The following is a 22999-nucleotide window of genomic DNA, read 5'->3' as shown; positions in this document are numbered from 1 at the left end:
CAGCGTTGCCCTCAGTCTCGCCTGTCAGTCCGGGTCCAAGGCCAATTTCCGAGGTATTTCGTCGGAACAGCGTTAGGCCAGAGCCGGTGCGTTAGCCTCTCGATCCCGTGGCTGAGTTCATTGGTAGTGCGGAAGTGGATAGGGAGGGGGTTTTCGCATCAGTCGTGACGAATGACGGCAGTGAGAGCATGTCTGAGGGGATGCGGGACTTTCGTGGCAGATCGAGCGGAGGTTGATAGCCCACACGTAACATTGACCAATTGCACCCAGGCCAGTCAGCTTGCGGTAAGCTAACACAGATACAGAGCCTTCGGGGTTGACGGGATGTGGCAGGGACAGCGCTATTGCTCCAGATCGATCAGCGCCGAGTCACCTTTCGGCTAATCTCAACGGCAGTGCGGATGTGGTAGGGACTAATCGGCCTGGAATCAGCCCCCGGGTGGATTAGCACGAGCCGCGCCCGCACTGTTTTACATCTCGCTCGGCCGATCGCCGCGGCTATCTCGACAATTTGCAGATACTCTAGCGAAAGGTCAGTACACCGCCTTATACTGCGACGAGCGCAATAAGAGAGCGTTGGGCACGACACACCCCATGAGAGTCGCGCCGCCTTATGCTTGTCCCAAGTTATGGTTTGTATGCACTCGGCCGGCGCTCAACTTTGCAGATAGAAGCTAGCTAGCCGGTGCCGATCTAGAATCATGATCTCGCGTTGAGTATTGGCGACGAAATCAACATCGCCATCATTATGCAATTGCGACACTGCACGTGAGACGTTCTCGATGGTTAAGCCAAGGTAATCCGCGATGTCTCGTCGAACATCGGCAGTGATATTACATCAGCAGCGATCAGCCGCGCATCCATCTCATGCAAAAAAGCCGCAACGCGATCGAGAGCTGTCTTACGATCCAAGCAGCATCATTTGGTTCTCCGCGTGCTGCAATTTAGCGGTGGTCACGCTGAGTAATGTGCGCCAGACAACAACGTCAGTCTGGACGATCGCATCAAGAGTGTGCCTCTTGATCAGCCGAGAGTGCTCTGTGTAACAGCTTCCGCCGTAAATCGGTGTAGCCCACTGTTCTCGAAATCCAAAAATTTCACCGGCTAAATGAAACGCGCCAATCTGGCGTCGCCCATCGCCAGCAGCTTGGAGGCCCGTACCGCTCCTTTTATAGCCGGATAGACGTACTCGGCGGGTTCGCTCTCGATGTGGATCGTCCTACCCTTCTTGTACGTGAATTGAGTGCTCTCGTCGTAAAGCCTCGAAGCGTCTCGAAAAAGATATTCGATCTTCGTGAGAGATGCGGCTAATGCTCTATGTTCTTCACTCCCGAGAACGTCTTGTTGTCGGGCGCAGTATTCATCACAGGGGGAGGCGAATGAACGGTCGTACAATTGTCCTGCTACGCGGGCCCGCAAAAACATGCGGAAACGTGCCCATAAAGGTCGTTTTGCCAAAAAGCTCGCAGGAAAACTGCGCCCGGGTTTGCTCGATGTTCGAGAAGCCTCATTCCGGGGTTGGCCCGCGAGCCGGCACTCTGCCATTGACTTATATCAAAGCGTGCAATTCATGTTTATTCTCTGGTGAAGTTAACGGAGGCAAGAGGTCTCATGCGCTACCTTCTCGTTATCGGAGTGCTCGCACTCCCTATCCTTGTCGGCTCAGGATCGCCTTCGATCGCCGGTTCGCGGGCTCATTCGAATAAGCTACCGGTACGCCAGGACGTTTATTGCCTGCAGGGACGCCATTGGGGATATCCGGGCAATTGCCAGTTTTCGACCTATGACCAATGCACGGCTACTGCATCAGGTACGGACGCCTATTGCGGCATCAATCCGACCTATGCTTTCGAGCGACAAGGAAGACAATTGCGCTGATCTGAAGCAGAATTGCCGTACGCCAAGCGGCGGGCTGCAATTAACGTGTGCTAGTGCGGGCTCCTGTTGCCCTTCCTCCGCCTGACCTGTTCTGCGCTGGATCGCCTTTTTTCTCAAATGCCGGCCAGGCAATGCGGATGATCAAAGCCCTGGGTTTCTCCCGCACAAGCAATTTAGAGTATACCATCTTTCGTGAGGCAGTGGCCGAGCTGAGATTCATCAACACGGCCATCCGAGAATGCAGAAAATCATCAGGCGATAGCATGAGGGAGCCGGCTGCGGCTGTCGATTGGGCTGGCGGTTGTAAGCAGATTGGCAACGGGTCGTTCTGTGCGTTGAAACAAGGCGGCCCAACTTCTGTGCTGCCCGGGTGTGGATGCGCCCGGCCGCCCCGGGTGGCGACTACGGAGCAGAATGCGCAGAAATGTGGAATGTTTGCTTTTGCAATTGCCGATGGGTTGATGTTGCACCGCCATATTCGTAGTAGAGATCGGCTCTTGGTTAGATGGTTCTAACGGTGCTTCTTTTGGGCGCCCTCGAACCGCCTTTCTACTCTCCTCGTAAGGAGCCCTTCCAATCGTCGCACCGATTGGTCTCATTCAACTTAGCGCTGCTGTTAGTTGTGGTCTTGCGTCGGCCCGAAGTTGCTCGCCAGGAATTGCTCTTGGGTCCATCGCTTTAGTGCATCGTTGTTGAGTACCGACTCCACCAAGGCGTTCCAACTCTCACCAGCCTCTCTCCATTTAAGTTTTCGGTGCGGAATATTCCGTAGCAGTCGAAATGCTGTCGGTGCGATCTTGCTTGCCTCTTTTCCTTCAGAAGCCTGCCGGATCAAGTCTTTGAACAACTGTTCGGGAAAGGTCCAGCTGTCGCTCGTGAAGCGGTCGGAAAACAGGTATTCGAACGAGGCGCGAAACACGACCGCCGCTAAAGCGTCCTCATGTTCCGAGCCTGCGCTGCGCAGGTCGAACCATTGCAGCAGCCGCCGAACGGCTGCAGCAGGCGAAAACTGGCAGTCCCCCAGCGTCAGAGAAACGAACATATACGCGATGTCCATTTGAAGTTCGCCGTCTAGGGACATGTACCAACTTTTAATGGCTCTAATAGGGGTCATGTGAAATTACTATGAAAGCGCAAGAATGCGGAATGGGCTCGATCCGGAGCGCTTGTTAACGTATGCCACGGCTCTTGCGATGCCAGATTGTCCGCAGAGGGCCAGCTGCCTAGAAATCTGCTTTCCTGCTGCAAAGCATCGACGTTGGAACTGCTGCTGAGTCACATAATACGTGCCGCCTCCCACAAGGCATCTCGGTCAGACGTAATTCGATTGGACGGTGAATCATTCTTGCGCTTCGTCCGAACCGCGCAACCGACGATGCGACGAGCTGGCAAGGATTGCCAAGACCCGCTGGCGCAGCGCAGGATACCGCGCTCCAAGCAAAGCACCGGCAAGATACCGAAGAGTTCTCGGTTATCACCGATCGCACTGAAGAAGATGAGTTCGCAGCACCGGATTTCATCGAGAGGCTCCGGCCCGAGCTGTTGCAGGGCGGCAGAGCAAATTTCAGGCTGCGGTCCTTAGATTTCGGTCGTGCTCGCTGTTTCGCAGCGACGAGGAGGTTCGTCTCTCAAGCTGTTGACCGGCTCGGGGCGGCCACTGCTTCTCTCTTGATAGTTCTTGCACCTTCAACGGCGTGCAGAGCGGCTTTGCGAACCATTGCCTTTCCGCTAGGACAACTAGCCAGCTTTGCAAGGTCTGCAGATAACCAGAAACAAATCGTAGAGTATCTGCTGCCAGGCACGCTGCTCGGCAGCCTTCTGCGAAACCGTCGGTGCCCATTGATCGGCACAGTTACCAGACGCGTATGAATGTATCAGTCCCCTTCGTCTTGCTCGGCTTGCCGTATTTGTCAACGTAGAACAGCGTCCAGGACGTAGGAATGGTCGACCCGTTAACCGCGCCAATCCACCTGGTAAACGAATTGCACTGGGCAAAGGTAACCACAAAATACAGCCCGGTTGAATTGACGGCTCCGGATGCCGGATACGGAATCCCTTGACACGAAAATCCTTGGGCGCGGTTCGTAAAAGTGGCTTGTATTGCCCCGCTGTTGACCGACCAAACAAACAGTTCTGACCCCCGTTCATTCTTCCAATACGAGGGCGCAGGAAGTCCCTGCGCCGTGGCCTGAGCGGACACAAACAACAAATGGGCGAAAAGCATGAATCCCAGAAATCTCGCCATATCGAAGCTCCACTAGAAATCGATCAAAGCAGCAACTTAGATCAGGAGTTTGGTGCAGGTTGAGTTCACGTTCACTGCTTTTATCTGAGGTTCGACAGTGGAATACGGCTCATATAGCAACTTTGCGCTGAATCTCGGCTTAGGTGGATTCATCAACCACGCAGGGCTTCTCACGGTGGCTCCGGGCCAGCTGAGGCGTTACAGTGGTCCACCGGGGCAAAGTCCCGATCCTTCTTTTTTCCGTACTCTAATCCGCAAAACATGCTTCAGATGAGCATCTACGACACGACGCATGCGGGTGAGGACATCTGGACCGTCAAATGATGGGTCCTTCCGCTCCGGGCGCCCTCTCTCCTCAATTATTTGCGGAGAGCGCGATTGTCGTGAGGCTAAGGGCCGTGTTTCCATGACGCGCGACGATATGCCGTTCGCACCTGCCGGCAGCGCATCCTGCTCACGTTTCGCGCCGCCCGATGAGACTTGTGATCTGGACTTCCCGCTTCCTGGCGCTCTCAGAAGGAGACCGCAAGTTGGCTCCGCATCCGAAATCCGTAACCCGTTCACTGATCGAGCTGTTTTCTGTCGAAAGACGCTCTGGTCCAGTGTACGAAGCTGTGGTCTTCTCGTTTGCGCAAGGTGATACGCAACGAAAGCTACCCGGGCGTGAACGCGCAGGTCGGATCGCCGCGCGACAGCCGACGCCCGTGATACTCAGCAAGGTTCAAAATGGCTTGCAGGGATCTGAAATATGCAGCCTCGCTCCACTAGCGTTTAGTTGAGCTTGTAAGAGGCCTGTAAGAACATACCCCAACGTTCCATGCTGTACTTCGCAAAGCCTCGGGAGTGTCTGATGCAACCGTTTCCGCAGTCCATGGACTCGGCACCTGTTTTCGTCCACATGGCCCAATAGCGGCCACCAACTCCGACGCTAAAGTTGTCGCTGATGAAGTAGGACAGGATGCCTTCCAGCTGGACTCCCCCGCCACCATTGCCGCGTTGTTCGGCAAAGGTCGTTTTGGGACGCAACAGATGATAGTCTCGCCCCAAGAAGGTGGTCCAGGGCAGGTAAGCGACATCGGCATTCAGGCGCCAACGCTCGGTCAGCATGGCTTCGGCGCTCACGCCGATTCGAGGCGCATTCCATTGAGTATCCTGGCTGCCAACGATCCTGTCGTCGCCAGGAGCGAGACTTAGATCTGGATGAGTAACCCCAACGAGGCCAGTCGAGTCTGAGGTCTGGCTGTAAGAGGCCCAGCCTATAAAACTGCCGATCTTGTAGGTCGCACCGCGAAGGAAGTCGTAACCGGCGTCGGCGGTGTAATACGCGAACCTACCGTTAGACTGACCCGAAAGGGTGTTCTGGTAGGAAACTCCTAGGTGCGGAATCCAGTCTTCATCGTTAATCTTCCCTTTGTTGAAGCCTCCGATGCCCAAGTTGCTCTTCAGGAACACTCCCCACGGACTATCGACACGGCCGAATATCTCCCCCGAGAGGCCATCCAGCCCATGATAGGTGAGCCGGGATATTAGTATGCTGGGGTCTTCAGTCGAACCGTACGGAATTGCGCTGGGATCCCACTGGAATCGCCCCCGGCTCAGCCAAAGCCGCGAGCCGGCTTCGAACGACCAACCGGGCGCGTAAGAAACGGGTTGTCCGCTGCCAGCTGATTTCGCATACAGCGGCGTATCGGATTTTGGTGCGCCCGCGGGGTCCGCACCAAAGTGGTAGTTTAGACCCACTTTCCCGATATGATAGCTGCTGGACAGGTTGGTAGCGTTCGCCGGGAGAACCGCAAACGGAGGGAATTGCAATGTCGAAGCAGTCGGGACGCTTGGTCCGCCAAAGTGCAAATAGTCATACTCGACATTCACAGACCATGCAGGCGTAAGGGTTTGCTCGACGCCGAGCCCGATGACCCCACCAATTCGGCCATAGTCGAAATGAGTTTTCTCCTGTGGCAGGTCGCCACCTTCGAAGTTGTTGACAACATCTCCCTGATTGTTTTGCCAGGCTACACCTGCCTTGAGATAGGCAAGTGTCTGCCCCAGTGCGCCAAAGGCGTAACCAATGCGGCCGGCCCCGGCCGCAAACAAGTTCGGACCTGCGTTGCAGTTTGCGCTTACAAACAAGTGGGACGCGGCGAGGCAGGTGTTTGAGCCGCCCCCGACCGCTGTGCTGGCATCCAGTTCGAGGCCGAACACCCAGCGGTTGTTCTGCCAGTTGTAGCCGATCTGGCCACCTGCGATGAACGATGGAACATCGACGACGTCGCCGTAGATCGAGGAGCCGAAGGGATTGCTGAAGGAGGTTTGGCCATACCCGCCGCCTACGTGGCCTCCAATGTACCCACCAGACCAGTTCCACACTGCCGCTGGGAGTGCTTGTCCCCCGAGGTTCGCCATGGCTGTCCCGGCGGTGACGAGTGCCATCGTCACAGTACCCAAAAAGAGAACTCTTGATCGCATAAAGATTGTACTTCCTCCGGGCAGAGCCCGGCTCTCTAAGCTCCCCGAAGGGCAAACCATCGGAGCCAGCCAGCAACGCCATGATGTGCGAAGGCCGCTCCGAAGATCACCCCACGAAGATTGGTGACGATGTCACGGCGGGAGCAAACCGCGTGCCGAACTAAATCGCGACCCCGCAAGGCCTTTCCGAGAGTGTGTCGCGTCAGCTATCCGACAATGGTTTTGAGGCCGACAATTCAACTCGACAGCTCCTATATGGCGCGACAGTCCTGGGCACGGCGCTAGTTTCAAGTCCTTCGAGCATGCACAAAAGCGTTCAGCTTGGATCAACGTAGTGATTTGAAGCACAACGGTTTCTTTCAATGCGCGAGCTGGCGCCCGCGCTACGAATTCAGCGCATGCTAGTGTCAGTTCCGGGAAGAGTGACTGCCGGCGAGGTGAGGAGTGCTGCCTCTGCTTCAAAATCGACGCGCTGATCGTCTTCGAGTGCGATGGAAGTTAGCCGAACGTGTCAAGATCGCACCTGGCGAGCAAGTGCGAGATCGGGCGCGTTTGCTACTATCTTGCCGAGTAGGCTCTACAGATCCAGTGAACTCAAGCTCACACGCTTGCAATTTTGCAAGCGCGTCCCGGCTATGTCACCCCACTCTCCGCGCGGAGTGATCTGCCTCGAAACCTGCGTTCCCTTGTCATCTTAAGTTCGTCGAGCATCTTGGAAAAGTCGCGTCGGTCGATGGCCAGAACCAGCGCAGAATGCCGCCATGCAAAGTCGTCGGCAATCACATCGTCAGACCGCAAACTCAATACACAGCCACTTAGACCGTTGCGGCACAAACGTTCGGCGATTCCTCTTTATTTCACGATAAGTCACAGCTTGGATCGAACGACAAGTAATCACACGTCAGTTCTTCACCAGGTTTAATGTCACGGGTTGTGAAAATGCGGCAATGATCGTCTTGATCTGTGTTTGGGTAACTGCTGTGATTCATGGACCGAGCGTTGTCAGCATTGTACTCGACAACGCCGTCATTAGCTTTGTGGTCTCTTGGATAGGCATGTTTATCAAGCAGAGCTTGAAATGTTGGAGCTAGAGCCTTGTATTGCTCGGGCGTGACGGCGATGTCAACGATCGGGTTGTGAATCCAAACTAGAGCATCTTTTGGCAAATGAGTGGGGGAGAAAAGACCGATGCCGCCAAACTGGTCGGGCTTCAAAATAGTACAACGATCAACATCGAAGAAAGCTCCGAAATCACTAATGCCTGCAAGCTAGCTCGCGTCAGGTGCGAAATCTCCTCCATGGATTGGTAGGCCTTTATAGCGCTTCCATCGCACCTCGGAGTTCCTCAGCATTCGTTCGGCGGCTTACGGCGGATCGCGATACGCAGCACCGCCATCGTGCTGACAGCTAGAAGGGCTGTGAATCAATGGGGCTCCGAGCATAGATCGACGTCGATCGGTTTAATGCCGCGTGACGTTGAGCCGGACCTCTCAGCGCGGCGCCACGCTAGAATTTCTCGCGGCCAGGCAAGCTACATGTCCTGGATCAGGGCTTCGAAGAGCCGCCACCTAACGCGTCGATCCCAACCGTTCCTGGCCTCGGGCGTCCAGAGAAAAGTGGAGATATGGGCCGATATTGCACCAAAGAGCGACCGTTGGAGATCGTCGGCAGGACCGTCGATCTCGTCGTACAACGCCTCGTTGCGACTAGGCCGCCAACGTGATCACGCTCCGAGCAAGCAACAAAGGAGGGAGAGCTGTTCGCCGTGACAGGGAGTCGCTAAACGGTGACGTTGGCAAGCGTATCCCGGGGGCACGCCGCTTATCCGCAACGCCCGGTGCCCCACTAAGTCTCGCAAGATTGGCTGAAGCGAGTTATAGTCCACCAACATGTCCTTACACGAGCTGTGGGGATTGGCACCTCGTGGGACGGCTGTCGCTGGCGTCTACATTTGTGGGTGATGGATGAGCCGAATGTCATTGGGTCCTCCCGGCCCCCGGAGGGCCGTGTAAAGCTCACCGCGAATGTCGTATTGCTTCATCGGCTGCGCTGCGTCAGGCAAGAGGCGCCAGCGGTCGAGCTTCGAGATCATCGCGATTGGTGCAGGTTGGGTGCCATGTAAAAAGCCCTCAGGAACGGCGAATGAAGCGGCGTAGATCTCGCGGGCCGGGGGCGTGGTCTCAGCTATGCCGGAAGCCGGAGCGGCTTGCTCCGTCATCTGTGTAAGCAGTGCTGGCGACGGCCGATTCGCCGGCTGTGCGCTCGGTTGCGATCCGCTTTCCGGTCGAGATCCGGAATGAATGGTTGCGCCTGACAAATTGAGTGGAACCCCGCTCCTCATCGCCACCTCGGGCACGAACAGCGCCGTGAAGCGGTCATTGTGGAATATGAAAGGAGCAGGCGGAGTGTCCTGGCTCGGCACGGCGCTACGTCCCTCGGGCGCAGCTGACATGAGTCGGTCGCCGAGGCGCGGATCGAAGGAGCGGACGGCCACTCCCAAATCCTCGGCGCGGTCATGACGCTCTGTTGGCGCGACAGATGAAGATGGGGGCGTGGTCTCAGCTATGCCGGAAGCCGGAGCGGCTTGCTCCGTCATCTGTGTAAGCAGTGCTGGCGACGGCCGATTCGCCGGCTGTGCGCTCGGTTGCGATCCGCTTTCCGGTCGAGATCCGGAATGAATGGTTGCGCCTGACAAATTGAGTGGAACCCCGCTCCTCATCGCCACCTCGGGCACGAACAGCGCCGTGAAGCGGTCATTGTGGAATATGAAAGGAGCAGGCGGGGTGTCCTGGCTCGGCACGGCGCTACGTCCCTCGGGCGCAGCTGACATGAGTCGGTCGCCGGGGCGCGGATCGAAGGAGCGGACGGCCACTCCCAAATCCTCGGCGCGGTCATGACGCTCTGTTGGCGCGACAGATGAAGATGGGCCGGCGCTCTCCATCATAGGCCATAGCAGATCCTGATCGTAGCTTTCCGAAGGAACGACCAGCCGATCGCTAGCCCGAAGGGGTGTGCCCATGTCTTCTACTATGTGGCGAGCGGCGGAGTTATCAGGGGGATTGAGCTGGTGCTCAATCGCATCTCCGTCCGTCGGGCTGAGCGTCCTCTGCCTCTTCGCAGGCCTCAATTGCAAGTTGGAATTCTGGTCCGTGAGAACATCGCGACCAGAAAGGGCAGCGATCTCCGATCGCTTGTTCGCAACCGGCTGGTAACCGTCACTCCCGTTAAAGTGTCGAACGGCTGAATCTGGTTCCTGGTGATGGGGCACGGGTGAGTTGAGAGACGTGAGCGCTTCGAGCAGATTCCGGTCGACACGTCCCGCAGCAAGCTCATTCAGCCAATTCAGAGCTTCCGACGGTGCGCTATGCGGCGCAGCAGCGTTTTCGCGTCCGACGAGGGCGTATTCCGGATGAGGGCCATCGGACCTCTGGTGCTCAAGACCCGGCAACTCGGCGAGCCTACGCTTTTCTTCAGACACGTGAGGTTGGTAAGCATCTTGACAAGCTGGGTTGTCTTCGTCGGCGGTATCAGGCTGAGGCACTTCATTTAAGTACGGCTCGAACTTCGCTTGCTGCTGTTGCGGTTGTGGCGCCGCGGCGTTGTAGATAGCGAAGTCTCGGTCGAATGGATTGACATTGTTAAATGCGTCCATGGACCACCTCGTTGGAGTGTGTTGCTGTCTGGCTCCCTCTTTATGAAGATCAGCTGTCGGTGAGCTGACGTGCCTAGACCCAAAGGTTAAACTGCCCTAGCGCGATCGCTGTACGTCATTTGAAGACGCGAGAAGTGCTGCTTGCTACGTTTGCCTATACTGTTCTGAAAGTTGGAGCCGCGCGGATTCACCGCCTGTGCCGAGAAATGATACGACGCAATGAGCCTCAATGAACCTGTCGCGGAGCGACTCATTACGGCCATGCACCTGTGCTGGCCGTGCACCTATGTCGCAGCGGTGTATAAGCGCGCCATTCCACACCCTCACAATCCTTCCGCTTCCTTCCGTTTGCAATCTTGCAGGGGGCCCGGGTAAAGACTGTCGGTCCAAAACCAAGAACGGGCCCAGGCGACATGATATTCAGCGGACATTTGTTGTCCGATGTTTTCGCCGGGGGCAAAGCCCTCGGATCCCCTTCACGTCCGCTCAACGAGTGCTGCCCAACAGGCTACATTCGCGCGGCGAGTGGAGAGCGAAAACCGCGACACGCAAGGGCTGATCGCGTTGGCTATTTCCTTGATTCTTGTTAACGATGAGCCGGCTCCTCGCGCAATAGAACAGCGTCAAGCTAAATCGCAGCGGCCTAATGGCATCCTAGCTGTAGTCACACAGGAGGCGCCATGCTGGGGTTTTTTGAAAAGCTGCTGGAATATGCAAACCGAAATCCGGGAGAGTTTTTAACCGGGGTGGCTACGTTACTGCTGGTTGTCGCTACCGCTTTGCTGGTCAGAGCAACAAATGTTCTGTTCGAATCAGCTAAGGAAGATAGCCGCAATCGCAAGATACAAGCAACGGTAGGTGCTTGGATGAAGGTTAGAACCGAGCTAGATTTAGCTCATCTCTCCAAAGAGAGCCCCGAGAAAGAACTCCGCGCCCAACTGAGAGCTCTGGAGGCGTTTTCAGTTGGTGTAAATTCCGGCGTCTACGACCTAACAACGTTCAAGCAGATGTCTGGTAATTGGTATTGTTCAGCAATTTAATAGGATAAAGCCGATCATCGATGAGCGACAAAAAACAGCCCGGATGCGTACAAGGAATTAACGAGTTTAGGGAAAGCAGTTGAGGAAATGCGTCTAGACGCCGCCAAGAAACCTGCCGGGAAGGCGTGCTCGCAGCGCTCGTAGAGACGAAACGCAAAGTGTGCCCCGGCTCGCGAGCCGGGGCGTGCTAGGCAGCGCGCAACTCGTTGCAGGCCACCCGCATCCCGAGCGCGTTCGCAATGCTGCGCATCCAATTCGATGTCAGCATAATCACGGCCGTCGTTTGCGCCGCTACCAACGTCGAGCCGACCCGCGAAACGATTCGAAAATCAGTCGGTTGGCAGGACAGAATGCTTCAATATGCGGCTGAAATACTTTGATTGGCTTTTGGGATGGATGAAGGCGATTACCGGTGTAATGCCAAACGCGGACGTCATCGATTGGATGCAGAGGACGGGCGGGTTCGCCCTAGGCGAGCAGGCAAGCCTGCTCGTGCTTTGCTCTCGACGAAGCGAGTGAATGAAGCCATCCCTTGGTGAAAACGATATGGCCCACCATGCGGAATCCCGCAGCGCGCCACGCGCCGATGAACTTGTCGGCGGCATTCCAGCTGCAGAAGCTCTGGCATAAGGAGCCGGGCTTCAGTACGCGATGCATTTCAGCGAAGGCGGGCACAAGCCAGTCGTCGCGGTCGTCCTTGGCGATGGTCTGCCGATCGCGGGATTGGCCGCGACAGAGGTAGGGCGCGGGTGGGTGAGAATGAAATCCACCGAAGCGGACTGCATCCGGCGCATTACGTCGACATAGTCGCCATGGGCGACCGTGTCTGAGGCTGGTGCTGATGACCGCACCTCCCGATCAAGAACCTGCACGGGCCAGGACTCTTTCGCCGCTGTCGTTGACCGAGAAGTCGGCCAGACCGTCGATGTCGTAGAGGGCTTTGCCCTTGGTGATGGCTTCGCGCTCGTTCTTGGCGAGGACAGCGGGGCTCATCGCCGCGTCTGTGACGAACGGCGAGATCAACTGAGCATTTGAACCAACTGCTGAAGAAACAGTCCGAGCAGTCGACGCTGCCTCGAGCCTTGACTGGCAGCACGGGGCCAGAACATGCGCCTGCATTGATCATCTCCCCATGGCTGTTGAAACGGGCTTCCGTGAGTTGTTTCTTGACTTACCCAATAGTACCCAACTTCGATCTGAATGGGCGCATATAGGCAGACAATCACGGCTAGCGTTTCCAACACTCGCGGCCCTCAAGGACGAGAGGCACGTGAATTTGAGGGCCAAAGAGCCCAGAGGAGGGACTGATGCCAAGGACGCTAACCGCATCGCGCGGCCATTCTTCTCACTTTGTCAAAGCCGCTCTGATTTGCTCAACTCTATTTGCCGGTGCGGCCGCATCTTTCGGCCAGGCCAAAGCGGATGAGATCAACTGGCGACAGTTCGAGGGCGCTTCGATCGTGTGGGCTTACGACATCCATCCGTATGCTGACGCCGTTGCCGCACAGCTGCCTGAGTTCGAGAAGTTGACGGGTATCAAGGTGACGCCCGAGCTTTATCCGGACGACGCCTATTGGAATAAGCTGACGATCCAGCTGAGCACGAAATCCCCCTCGTGGGACGTCGTCGGCACTGGCATTCAGCCGGCTTGGGATCTCGCGCCCGGTCAACTGCTTGAGCCGCTCGACCGCTATCTGAACCACCCTAAGCTCACATCGGAAACTTATGACTACAAGGACTTCTTCCCCGCATTGCGTGAGGCGCTGACCTGGCAAGTCAATGGCGGGCAGATCGAAGCGGGCGGGGGCCAAGTATGGGCCATCCCGCACGGGTTCGAAAACATCCAATTGTTCTACCGTAAGGACATTCTGGAGAAACACGGTATCAAAGTTCCGACGACCCCGCCGGAAATGTCGGCGGCATGCGAAAAGCTGAAATCTGCCGATCCTAGCATCACGCCCCTGGGCGTGCGGGGAGTGCGCTTTTGGAGCAGCATCCACACGGCCGCGATCTCGATCGCCAAGTCGTACGGAGTGCACGACTTCGTCGTGAAGGACGGCAAGTTAGAAACCGGTCTCGATTCGCCTGAGTCGATCGCCTTCCACAAGGACTACGTGGAGATGATCAAGAAGTGTGCTGCCCCATCCTTTGCCAATGACAATTGGTACCAGGTGGTCGATGGCATCAATTCGGGTCGGACAGCGATGGCGATCGATTCCAACATGTTCGGGTTCTGGAACGATGTTGCCGGCAAGCCCGCCTCGGGCAAGATCGCCTTCGCTCCCCCGCTGCGCGCTCCGAGCGGCAAGACTTTCGAATCGAACATCTGGATCTGGTCGCTCGCCATGAATGCTGCTTCCCAGAAAAAGGGAGCGGCCTGGCTGTTCATTCAGTGGGCGACGTCAAAGCAGGTCGACCTAAACGGTGCAATCGCAGGCAAGCTCGTCAACTCGCCGCGTGCTTCGACCTGGAGAGACAAGGTTTGGCTCGACTATGCGGCTAAACCGGAATTCACAAATTTCGTCGACACGTTCAACACCGTGCAGGATAGGGCTGCGCTCGCCTTTACACCCCGCGTGGGCTTTGCAGAGGCCATGAACGCCTGGGCAGTCGCCATGCAGAAAATGGTCAATGGCGCGGACGTGAAGTCGACATTGACCGACCTCGCCTCCGAGATCCGTTCCTCCATGTAAGGCGCGGGGGCGGCATCGGCGGATTGCGGCCCCGCCACGAGCGAATATCTTTCGAGAAGTGAGCGATGAACTTTCGAGGCATCGACGCAACCGTGACGCTACAATCATCGCTAGGCCAACTGGCACCGCACAAAAACGAGCAGGTGCAAAACGCCGAGCAGCATGCTCTTGACTGGTGGAGCCTTGCTGCGATTGCTCCCGCGATCATCATACTGCTCGGATTTCTTTTGCTGTTTTCCTATGGCGTCTTCCAATCCTTGACTGATCTCAAGTTTGGCCGCCCCCTCGTTCGCTTCATTGGATTCACCAACTATGAAGCGGCAGTCAAGACCCAGGATTTCTGGAACAGCGTGCGTGCGACCATGGCGTATGCCTGTTCTGCGGTGCTCGCGGAAGCGTTCTTCGGGCTTGCGCTGGCCAAATTGTTCGTAAGCCGCGTGTTGCTTGCTCGACTGATGCGGCCTGTCATTCTCCTTCCGCTGGTATTGCCGCCGATGAGCGTCGCCTTGATGTGGACCACCATGATGGATCCGCAAAACGGGATCCTCAACTATTTGCTCTCGCTTGTTGGGATCGGCCGGTTCACATGGACTTCGGACGCCAGCACGGCGATGTTCTCGCTGGTTCTGATCGACATTTGGACTTACACACCATTTTTTACGTTAATCATCTTCGCCGCTTTGCAAGGCATCAACGAGGAGATCAGAGAAGCCGCGCGGGTCAACGGCGCCAAGGGTTGGGCGACGTTCCTCCATGTCGAGCTTCCGCTCATCGCGCCCTATATTCTGATCGCCGCAGTCTTTCGTTTTATCGAGTCGCTCAATCAGTTCGACATCATCTTCGGAACAACCCAGGGCGGCCCGGGTGACAGTACCTCTGTGCTCTCGGTCCGTGCCTACATTACGGCCTTTCAAAATCTCGCCTTCGGCCGTGGTGCTGCGCTCATGGTTGTCAATTGGTTGATCGTGCTTGTTGGGACCTTGGCCATGGTGAAATTGTGGCTGCTCGTCCGGCAGCGCGTAAGCTAGGCGAGGCAAAGATGCGTTTCCATCGCTCAACGCCTGCAAGCTTGTTCCTCAATGCGTTGGTTGTTGCCTGTACGCTGGTCCTGACATTTCCGCTGGTCTGGATAGTCATGATGTCGCTGAAGCAGCAGGCTGAAGTCACGACCTGGCCGCCGCGCTTTGTCTTCACTCCAACATTCGAAAACTTCCGCGTCTTATTCGATGCCGCCCAAGCGGGGGCAACAAGCTACGGCACCATCAAAGTTGATTTCCTGACACCGGTCACCAATAGCCTGGTGATCTCGCTTGGTGCGGTGCTGGTATCGCTGATCGCAGGGGTGCCCGCAGGCTACGTCCTGGCGCGGCGTGATCTCCCTATGAAGGAAGACATCGCATTCTTCATTCTAGGCTTCCGCTTCGCCCCCGCGCTCCTTGTCGTCATACCGCTGTTCAGCGTGTTCCAGAGGGTCGGCCTTTATGACACTTATTTTGGCATGATCTGGGTTTATCAGGTCGTCACGCTGCCAATGATCATCTGGCTGAGCCGTTCATATATCGAGGACATTCCAAAGGACATAGAGGAGGCGGCCGCCATGGATGGTGCAAAGCCATACCGTGTTGTCTGGCACATCGTTCTTCCGCTGCTAAAGCCGGGCCTGATAGGCGCTTCATTGCTTATTTTCTTGCTTGCCTGGCACAACTTCGCTCTCGGCGTGATCCTCAGTTCAACGAAAGCACCGGTAACCGTCGCCCTGCTCAAGCTGCTTAATCCGGGCGTTCAGTTCTATCCAGTCATGGCTGCGGGTCTGGTGGTGACCATGATCGTGCCGGTCATCCTGATCATCCTTGGCCAGCGTCATCTCGAACGTGGTCTTACCTTTGGGGCCGTGAAATGAGCCCCAGGCCATTGATGTTCTTCGGAACGACCAATCTCGACCTCTGCTTCAACGTCGAGCGGCTCCCAACGCCTGGTGAAAGCCTTATGGGAAGCTTAAAGCAGAATGCGGGAGGCAAGGGCGCCAATCAAGCGGTGGCCGCCGCTCGATTGGGACTTCGGCCGAGCTTCTACACCCGGCTTGGCGATGACGATGCCGGTCGATCGTTGCTGCAAGCGCTGCGTGAGGCCGGCGTCCGTCTCGACGCCATTGAGGTAAGCCCTGGGGAGATATCCGGTTCTGCTCTCGTCCTCGTCGGTGACGACGGCTCCAACATGATTGTCATAGACCCGGGAGCAAATGCAAACGTCACATCAAGCATGGTCGAGAAGGCGGCCGAGTTTATTGAGCGGGACGCAATCGTCGTTGCGGAGATGGGCATGCCGGTCGCCGCGCTCAATCACCTCTTTGCATTGAAGAGCGCCAAGGGATTCGATCTCATTTTCAATCCCGCCCCAGTGCGGACGGGCCTGTCGTCGGCGGCGTGGAGGAGTGTCGATTTCGTCACCCCAAACCAGACAGAAGCTTTCGAGCTCACCGGTGTCGAGGTGCATGACTTCGACAGCGCCGCCCATGCGGCGGGAAAGCTTCTCGATCTGGGGCCCAAAGCGGCGCTGATCACCTTGGGTGCGCAGGGAGCTTATTACGCCGATGCCAGTGCGACTTTTGCGCTGCGGGCATTTCCTGTGAAGGTCGTCGATACGACCGCGGCGGGCGATGCTTTCAATGGAGCTTTCGCAGCCTCACTTGCTTACCGGTTGCCGATACGAGAAGCGATCAAAAAGGCGCTCGCGGTTGCCGCCCTATGTGTGACGCGACGCGGCGCCCAGAGCTCGATGCCCAGCAGTTGGGCCGTCGACGAATTTCTGAATTCTCAATCGATCTTGGAGTTGGAATGACCGAGCAGTTCTCAGTTGAACACAGGACCGTGCTGGTGACCGGTGCAGGGGGAGGCATTGGCTCAGCCATTGCCAATGCTTTCCGCCAAGGCGGTGCGAACGTCCTGGCAACCGACGCAAATGTGGAAAACCTCCGGGACATTCTGACACGCTTACCGCACGGCAATGGTATCCTGCCGATGAGCATGGACGTGGCACGAGAAGATGATGTTGGCAGGGTGCTTGATGAGATCGCCAACCGCTTCGGTAGGCTCGATGTCCTGGTCAACAACGCCGGAATAAAATCGGCTCAGCCCCTACTCACGGGCGACGCCGAGAAGATCGAAAAAACCATACAGATAAACTCCGTCGCGGTGCTTCGCTGTGCCAAGCAAGCGATCGAGCGCTTCATGAGGAGCAAGGGCGGCCGCATCGTCAATGTCGGGTCCTCATTGTCATCTCAGGGTGCTGTTTTCAACTACCAGGCTGGCGGCGCCGACTATTGCTTGTCAAAAGCGATCGTGCACGACGTGACAAAGCTGCTTGCTTATGAATGTGCTCCGCTCAAGATCAACGTCAACGCTATCGCCCCCGGGATTATTGATACGCCCATGCATGGTCGTCCGCGGGAGGAAACCGAAGCGCGCCATAGTGGCCGAATTCCGCTGGGTCGGGTCGGACAGCCGGAAGATATCGCAGGGCTTGCGGTGTTCCTGGCCAGCCCCGCAGCTTCCTATATGACCGGGCAAATTGTCCATGTGAATGGCGGGATGCTGATGAATGGTTAGCGTCGGCTCCAACATCAACTGGCCGCCGATAGAAGGGATTATCTCCGATCTGGATGGCGTCATCTATCGTGGCAGCACCGCAATCGCGGATGCCATAGAAGCATTTACGGCGTGGCGGAAAGCCGGGGTGCCATTCTGTTTTGCGACGAACAATTCAACGCATACTCCGGAGGACGTCGTCCGCAGGCTGAGAGGATGTGGTCTTTCGATCGAGCCGTCGCAGGTCGTTACAAGCGCTATTAGCGCCGCGGAGCTCGTTCGAACGAGATATCCGGACCTAACGCGAATCTATGTCATCGGCGCTCCCTCGCTTGTCACGGCCATGCGCGATGTCGGGCTTGAGATCACCGAGCAAAGGCCTGAAGCGGTTGTGATGGGGCTCGACCGGGGTATCACGCACGAGAAGATGCGAATTGCCGTTGAGGCGATCCTCGATGGAGCTGTGTTCATCGGAACTAATCCCGATCTACTGCTGCCGACAGGCAGCGGGTTCGAGCCTGGGGCGGGTGCGACGATTGCAGCTGTGACTGCCGCTACGCAAGTGAAGCCTTTGATCGTCGGAAAGCCGCAAGTGCCGATGATCGAGACCGCACTCTCGCGCCTGGGGACGAACCGCGCGTCAACGATTATGATCGGAGACCAAGTTCCGACGGATATTCAAGCCGGGAAGAGAGCGGGCCTTTCGACGGTGCTTGTCACAACGGGCGTGCCCACCCGTCAGGATCCGTCCCTCATGGCCCCTGACTTCATTGTATCGAGCTTGCGCGAAATTCAGGTCAGTGCTGCTCGCGCGGCTCAACCGAGACAGAGGAGGGCATAATGGCAGAGGTTCGCCTGGAGGGCCTCAGGAAGTCCTTTGGAACCATCGAGATCCTGCGCAATATCGACCTGACCATCGATCACGGCGAATTTGTCGTCTTCGTTGGTCCGTCCGGGTCAGGCAAATCCACGCTGCTGCGTATGATCGGCGGGCTCGAGCCCATCAGCGGTGGGCGGCTCCTCATCGACAACGAGCTCGTCAATGACATCGATGCGGCCGATCGCAACCTCGGCATGGTCTTTCAGAGTTACGCTCTCTATCCGCATATGACGGTGAAAGAGAACCTGGCCTTTCCCCTGCGCATGGCGAAAGCCCCGAAAGCCGAGATCGCCACGAAGATAGCCAAAACGGCGTCGCTATTGCAGATCGACCATCTATTGGATCGCAAGCCTCGACAACTTTCGGGCGGGCAACGCCAGCGCGTCGCAATCGGGCGCGCCATCATGCGAGAACCAAAAGTATTCCTGTTTGATGAGCCTCTGTCCAACCTGGACACCGAGCTGCGCGTACAAATGCGAGTTCAGATCGCCAAGCTCCACAAGCAGCTCGGAAATACCATGATCTATGTGACGCATGACCAGGTAGAAGCGATGACCATGGCCGACAAGATCGTCGTCCTCAAGGACGGCAACATCGAACAGGTCGGCAGCCCCCACGATCTATATCACAATCCGGCCTCGCGCTTTGTGGCAGGCTTCATCGGCTCGCCAAAGATGAACTTCCTGGGCGGCAAGGTCGAGGCCGCTCACCAACATGGCCTGGACATCCGACTGGAGGCCGGTTCTACGATATCCGTTCCGGTCCAGCCGGACCAAGGACTCATTGGTAAGCCGGTTACCGTTGGAATTCGCCCGGATGATTTTTCCTCGACGACGCCCGGGCTGCAGGAGATCTCCATTGCACTCGACGTGGATTTCGTTGAGCATTTCGGTAGCGTCACGTACATCTACGGTTCGGCTGGGGACGAAACGGTCGTCGCCAGGGCGCCAAAATCCGGCTCGCGCAAGGACGCGGCAAAGCTCACTCTCACAGCCGCTCCTGCCGATTGCCATTTGTTCATGAGCAATGGAAAATCGGTGCGGCGGTTGCAAGCGCCTGCAACTTGGAGCTAGTCTTGACGCCAGCCGTGCGATGATGCCGGCTCAGGATCGACACGCGGACAGCTGAAGGTGAAGGGAGCCGGCATCAGGCAGTTCTTCCGCAATTCCCGTTCGTTTGTCCTTGGTGCGGGGATCGGATCGGGCATGACGGCCAGGGCCGCGGAGCGGGCGGGCGCCGATTTCGTGCTCGCACTCAATGCTGGCCGTTTTCGCGCCATGGGCGGGGCATCGCCCGCCTCCATTCTTCCAATCCGCAATAGCAACGAGTTCGTAGCGGGGTTCGGGCGGACCGAGATCCTGCCGAACACAAAACTGCCGGTTTTCTTCGGCGTCTGTACATTCGACCCCGAGCTTGATCTGGATCGATGGCTCGACCGGATCATCAAATGGGGATTTGCAGGTGTAACCAACTTCCCTTCGGTCATACACATCGACGATCACCGCAGGTCATTGCTTGAGAAGTCCGGCCTTGGATATTCCCGGGAGATCGAGCTCCTTGTGAAGGCCGCAAAACGCGGCGTGATGACGATCGGGTATACGCGTAGTCAATCCGAAGCCCGCCGAATGGTCGAAGCAGGCGCCGAGGCCATTTGCATCAACTTCAATCTTAACCGCGGGGTTGAAAGCGAATCCGATCCGTCGATCAGCCTGGCTGAACTTGCAGCGCGTACCAGTGCCGTTGCGCGTGTTGCTCAATCGGTCAACAAGAGCACCATCTGCCTGCTGGGCGGCGGCCCGATCACAAAGCCGGACGAGCTCCTGGACATCTGCCGTGAGACCGGAATCCAGGGGTTTATCGGAGGCTCTTCGCTGGACCGCGTGCCTCTGGAGATGTCGGTCCTCGAGGTGACGTCCGGTTTCAAAACTATCCACCTGTTGCGCGAGAAGGTGGATCTGCTCGAACGACAGCTACAGTTGAGCGGCTTCAGGCACGGCGTCATTGCGCAGTCCTCGGCAATGAAGCGCATCCTGGAAACGACCAAACGCGTTGCGGTCACCCCCCGTCCAGTTCTCATCTGGGGAGAGGTAGGCTCCGGCAAGCGTCGAATAGCAAGCCTGGTTCACGCGTTTAGCGACCGCAGGCACGCCAAGGCGGCGCTGTTTCATTGCCGACCCGGTCCGGCGATGGATACACTCGGCCCGTTGTTCGGCGCCGAGCGCCTTGAGAGCGGCAGACGTCAATTGTCGCTCCTGGAGACATCGAGCGACGGCGCTGTCTTGCTGCTGCATGTTGACCAGCTTTCGCGTGAAGGTCAGGAACGTCTCGCCGATTATATGGAGACAGGTGGGTTTACCCCTCTGAACGGGCTAACTGTCATGCGTTCCCGTGCGCGGATCATTGCGACCGCGACGGTGGCCCGAGGCGCTGGTCTTGAAAGCGTTCTGTCCCCGCGGCTTCTTGCGCTCTTTACCGGGCTGGATGTCCAGCTACCTTCGCTTCCCGATAGGCTTGAAGATCTGCCGCAACTCGTTCAACATTTTACGGTCGAAGCCAAGGGAGATTCCAGCGCCCAGACGCTCACGATAGAAAACTCTGCATTCCTGGCGCTCGCCGGTCACGATTGGCCAGGCAATTTGCGCGAGTTGCGGCAGATCGTGAATCAGCTTGTGACCCTGCCATCAAGTCACATTACCGGTGAGGTGGTAAAGCCCCTTTTGCAGGGACCATCAGGGCCACGGCCGGCGGCCTCGCTGTCCGAGCGGGACTGGATTATCGAGGGCCTGAAGAGAAACCGGCTTCACCGCGGCAGGACTGCTCGCTCTCTCGGGCTTTCACGCAAAACCCTCTACAACAAAATTAAGAAGCTGCGGATCCTCGAATAAGCCTCATGCCGTTCGGAGCGGCTGCTTGGCCAGGCAGAACTTCGGTATCGACGATGATCCATGAAAGCCGATGCTTACGAGCGCAATGTCCGATCCAATCGAGAGAGCAAAATCGTCGGGGCTCAAATAGACGAACGCATCGACCTGCGCACCTAGCCGTTGCTCTGCTGCTTTCATCTTTGCCTCGTCCGACGCAACAAATAGGACTTTGAACCCGCGGCTTGCAAACCACTCCATGCGCCGAAGCTCGAGTTCCTGACCGCTATCGAGCGGCACTCCGGCCGGTGTCCGTTCAATCATGGCGGCCGGCGGAAAATTCGTTACTCCGGTCACCTTTGCATCTTCCAATAAATCCCCAAGATCTTCCCAGCACGCAAACGGATCGATCATGACCATCGCCGTGTAGCAGAAAGCGGGGAGTATGGGGCTCGCTTGCAGGTCTCGCAGGAGACAGTCGTTCCAATCGATAACGGGAAGCGTGGCCATGACGAGCGTGGCGTTCTGTGGAAGGGCTCGCAGCGACGGCGCATAGATCGTCATCTGATCATCGCGAGATGAGGTAAGACTTGCGGCAAGGCGGCCTACGACCTTGGCTCTCATGGTTTCTACCCAATCCTACCCAGTTCAACCTTCCGGCGATCTTACACGCGGCTCCCTCCAGGTCTAGACCATCACTGTTGATCATGGGGAGCAAGGTAATATCTATCTTCGACGCCGGAGCCGGGCCGGCAGGAAGCGAGAAAGGCGAACGGCGTCATCATCAGTCTTACCTGCGGTTTGCTTTGAGTGACCTCTTCGCGTCCACGTCTACTTGCATATGCTGCTCGAGCTGCGAGCGTCATCAAAGGGCTCGTGAAACGTATTGTCAGAAATGCTTGCGAGCCATCAGCGCCATACGAATCCGCTAGCAGACCGGCTCGTCTGCTCCTCCCTGACTAGAGCCGCTGCTGGAAAACGCCGGCAGCGGCATCTTTTTGTCTCGGAGCGCGCCTCGGCTGAGATGAGGAAAGCGAGGACGTGACGAGCCGCATTGTCCGGTCGATCACAATATGGGATGGCATCGACATGGCTGCTTCGGGGGCGGACACGGCGTGGCGTGATCACCTGGACGCCGAGGGCCGTATCCGACCGTGAGCGCTACGCGGTCTCGCTTCTGCCGATTGGTTTGGCTCTCGCGCGCATCGTCAAGCGCAGTTCGCGAAGATCACTCCCGACGGCTGCTCCGACTTCGGCGGCTGCATTCAGCTCGAATTACGAGCTCCAGCTCTAGGCCTTCGGACATTTGGGCTGACGGCGAAAAACATACGCAAGCTGCCGCTCGAGATGCGCAAGGTGACTCCGACCGGCGCTGGGCCGCTACCCGAGAGGATCTTCCTGGCCCGTTCGAGATCGCGAGATCGGGCCAACTGTTACGCAAGGGGGCTGCAAATTCAGGCTGGAGAGCATCGTGTCGAAGCGCGGCGAGAGGCCCGATCGAGCCCGACGGTGCGGCACTGGCGCAAGGTGGAGAACCGGGACACGCGCCCTATGCTCGGGTACTGGATTAAGTCCCCTTCAACCGTCGCCGCTACCACAATCAAGGCGTTGACGTGTTGTTCTTATTTTGTACTTATCTGGGGTGCGACGCTGCTTTTACGACCTCCGCATTACTGACATTCTCGTGGTTCCCGGTCTGC

At 57.2% G+C, this 22999-nt stretch carries 17 protein-coding genes and 1 pseudogene; 10 read left to right on the top strand and 8 right to left on the bottom strand.

Annotated elements, in window-relative coordinates; translation table 11 throughout:
* Nucleotides 1-655: 655 nt before the first annotated feature.
* Nucleotides 656-1290 (bottom strand): annotated as a pseudogene (locus tag ACVWZ4_RS06090) (helix-turn-helix domain-containing protein).
* 321 nt (nt 1291-1611) lie between these two features.
* Here ACVWZ4_RS06090 and ACVWZ4_RS06085 point away from each other — a divergent pair.
* Nucleotides 1612-1878 (top strand): DUF3551 domain-containing protein, encoded by a 267-nt coding sequence (locus tag ACVWZ4_RS06085; RefSeq protein ID WP_456701501.1) that lies wholly within the window; start codon nt 1612-1614, stop codon nt 1876-1878.
* Between the two features lie 616 nt (nt 1879-2494).
* Here ACVWZ4_RS06085 and ACVWZ4_RS06080 read toward each other — a convergent pair.
* From ACVWZ4_RS06080 to ACVWZ4_RS06060, 5 genes are all read right to left on the bottom strand, one after another.
* Nucleotides 2495-2935: a hypothetical protein gene (locus tag ACVWZ4_RS06080; RefSeq protein WP_456701502.1), complete on the bottom strand. Its 441-nt coding sequence runs from the start codon at nt 2933-2935 to the stop codon at nt 2495-2497.
* Between the two features lie 795 nt (nt 2936-3730).
* Complete coding sequence (locus ACVWZ4_RS06075; protein ID WP_456790500.1) at nt 3731-4102, bottom strand: avidin/streptavidin family protein; 372 nt, start codon at nt 4100-4102, stop codon at nt 3731-3733.
* 792 nt (nt 4103-4894) lie between these two features.
* On the bottom strand, nt 4895-6553 hold the full coding sequence (locus ACVWZ4_RS06070) for an outer membrane protein (protein ID WP_456701504.1): 1659 nt from the start codon (nt 6551-6553) through the stop codon (nt 4895-4897).
* An 893-nt stretch (nt 6554-7446) separates the two neighbouring features.
* The gene (locus ACVWZ4_RS06065; RefSeq protein ID WP_456701505.1) at nt 7447-7803 is read right to left on the bottom strand and encodes an SET domain-containing protein-lysine N-methyltransferase; all 357 of its coding nucleotides are present in this window, start codon (nt 7801-7803) and stop codon (nt 7447-7449) included.
* A 731-nt stretch (nt 7804-8534) separates the two neighbouring features.
* Nucleotides 8535-10241 (bottom strand): hypothetical protein, encoded by a 1707-nt coding sequence (locus ACVWZ4_RS06060; RefSeq protein ID WP_456701506.1) that lies wholly within the window; start codon nt 10239-10241, stop codon nt 8535-8537.
* A 680-nt stretch (nt 10242-10921) separates the two neighbouring features.
* Here ACVWZ4_RS06060 and ACVWZ4_RS06055 point away from each other — a divergent pair.
* Nucleotides 10922-11281: a hypothetical protein gene (locus ACVWZ4_RS06055; protein WP_456701507.1), complete on the top strand. Its 360-nt coding sequence runs from the start codon at nt 10922-10924 to the stop codon at nt 11279-11281.
* Nucleotides 11282-12139: 858 nt separating this feature from the next.
* On the opposite strand, the gene ACVWZ4_RS06050 is transcribed toward ACVWZ4_RS06055, so the two are convergent.
* Nucleotides 12140-12400 carry a hypothetical protein gene (locus ACVWZ4_RS06050; RefSeq protein WP_456701509.1) on the bottom strand — a complete coding sequence of 87 codons (261 nt, stop codon included), beginning with the start codon at nt 12398-12400 and terminating at the stop codon, nt 12140-12142.
* 188 nt (nt 12401-12588) lie between these two features.
* Between ACVWZ4_RS06050 and ACVWZ4_RS06045 the strand changes: the two genes are divergently transcribed.
* The 8 genes from ACVWZ4_RS06045 to ACVWZ4_RS06010 all read left to right on the top strand — a co-directional run bounded on the left by ACVWZ4_RS06045 (nt 12589) and on the right by ACVWZ4_RS06010 (nt 21323).
* Nucleotides 12589-13974: an ABC transporter substrate-binding protein gene (locus ACVWZ4_RS06045; protein ID WP_456701510.1), complete on the top strand. Its 1386-nt coding sequence runs from the start codon at nt 12589-12591 to the stop codon at nt 13972-13974.
* Between the two features lie 65 nt (nt 13975-14039).
* Nucleotides 14040-15002 carry a carbohydrate ABC transporter permease gene (locus ACVWZ4_RS06040; protein WP_456701511.1) on the top strand — a complete coding sequence of 321 codons (963 nt, stop codon included), beginning with the start codon at nt 14040-14042 and terminating at the stop codon, nt 15000-15002.
* An 11-nt stretch (nt 15003-15013) separates the two neighbouring features.
* On the top strand, nt 15014-15874 hold the full coding sequence (locus ACVWZ4_RS06035) for a carbohydrate ABC transporter permease (RefSeq protein ID WP_456701512.1): 861 nt from the start codon (nt 15014-15016) through the stop codon (nt 15872-15874).
* A gap of 14 nt (nt 15875-15888) precedes the next feature.
* Complete coding sequence (locus ACVWZ4_RS06030) at nt 15889-16812, top strand: ribokinase (protein ID WP_456705161.1); 924 nt, start codon at nt 15889-15891, stop codon at nt 16810-16812.
* Nucleotides 16809-17579 (top strand): SDR family NAD(P)-dependent oxidoreductase, encoded by a 771-nt coding sequence (locus tag ACVWZ4_RS06025; protein ID WP_456701513.1) that lies wholly within the window; start codon nt 16809-16811, stop codon nt 17577-17579. Before ACVWZ4_RS06030 ends, ACVWZ4_RS06025 begins: the two co-directional genes overlap by 4 nt.
* Entirely contained in the window at nt 17572-18399 is an 828-nt protein-coding gene (locus tag ACVWZ4_RS06020; protein ID WP_456701514.1) for an HAD-IIA family hydrolase, read from the top strand. Before ACVWZ4_RS06025 ends, ACVWZ4_RS06020 begins: the two co-directional genes overlap by 8 nt.
* Complete coding sequence (locus tag ACVWZ4_RS06015; protein WP_456701515.1) at nt 18399-19511, top strand: ABC transporter ATP-binding protein; 1113 nt, start codon at nt 18399-18401, stop codon at nt 19509-19511. The genes ACVWZ4_RS06020 and ACVWZ4_RS06015 overlap by 1 nt, the downstream gene beginning before the upstream one ends.
* Nucleotides 19512-19568: 57 nt before the next feature.
* Nucleotides 19569-21323, top strand: a complete 1755-nt coding sequence (locus ACVWZ4_RS06010) for a phosphoenolpyruvate hydrolase family protein (RefSeq protein WP_456701516.1) — start codon at nt 19569-19571, stop codon at nt 21321-21323.
* 3 nt (nt 21324-21326) lie between these two features.
* Here the strand turns inward: ACVWZ4_RS06010 and ACVWZ4_RS06005 are convergent, their stop codons facing one another.
* A complete protein-coding gene (locus ACVWZ4_RS06005) occupies nt 21327-21863 on the bottom strand; it encodes a hypothetical protein (protein WP_456701517.1) in 537 nt (178 codons plus the stop codon).
* Nucleotides 21864-22999 lie beyond the last annotated feature (1136 nt).

It is taken from the genome of Bradyrhizobium sp. USDA 4472 (assembly GCF_054058595.1).
The sequence above is the reverse complement of the archived record's forward strand: the minus strand, read 5'-3'. Positions and strand labels throughout refer to the sequence as shown.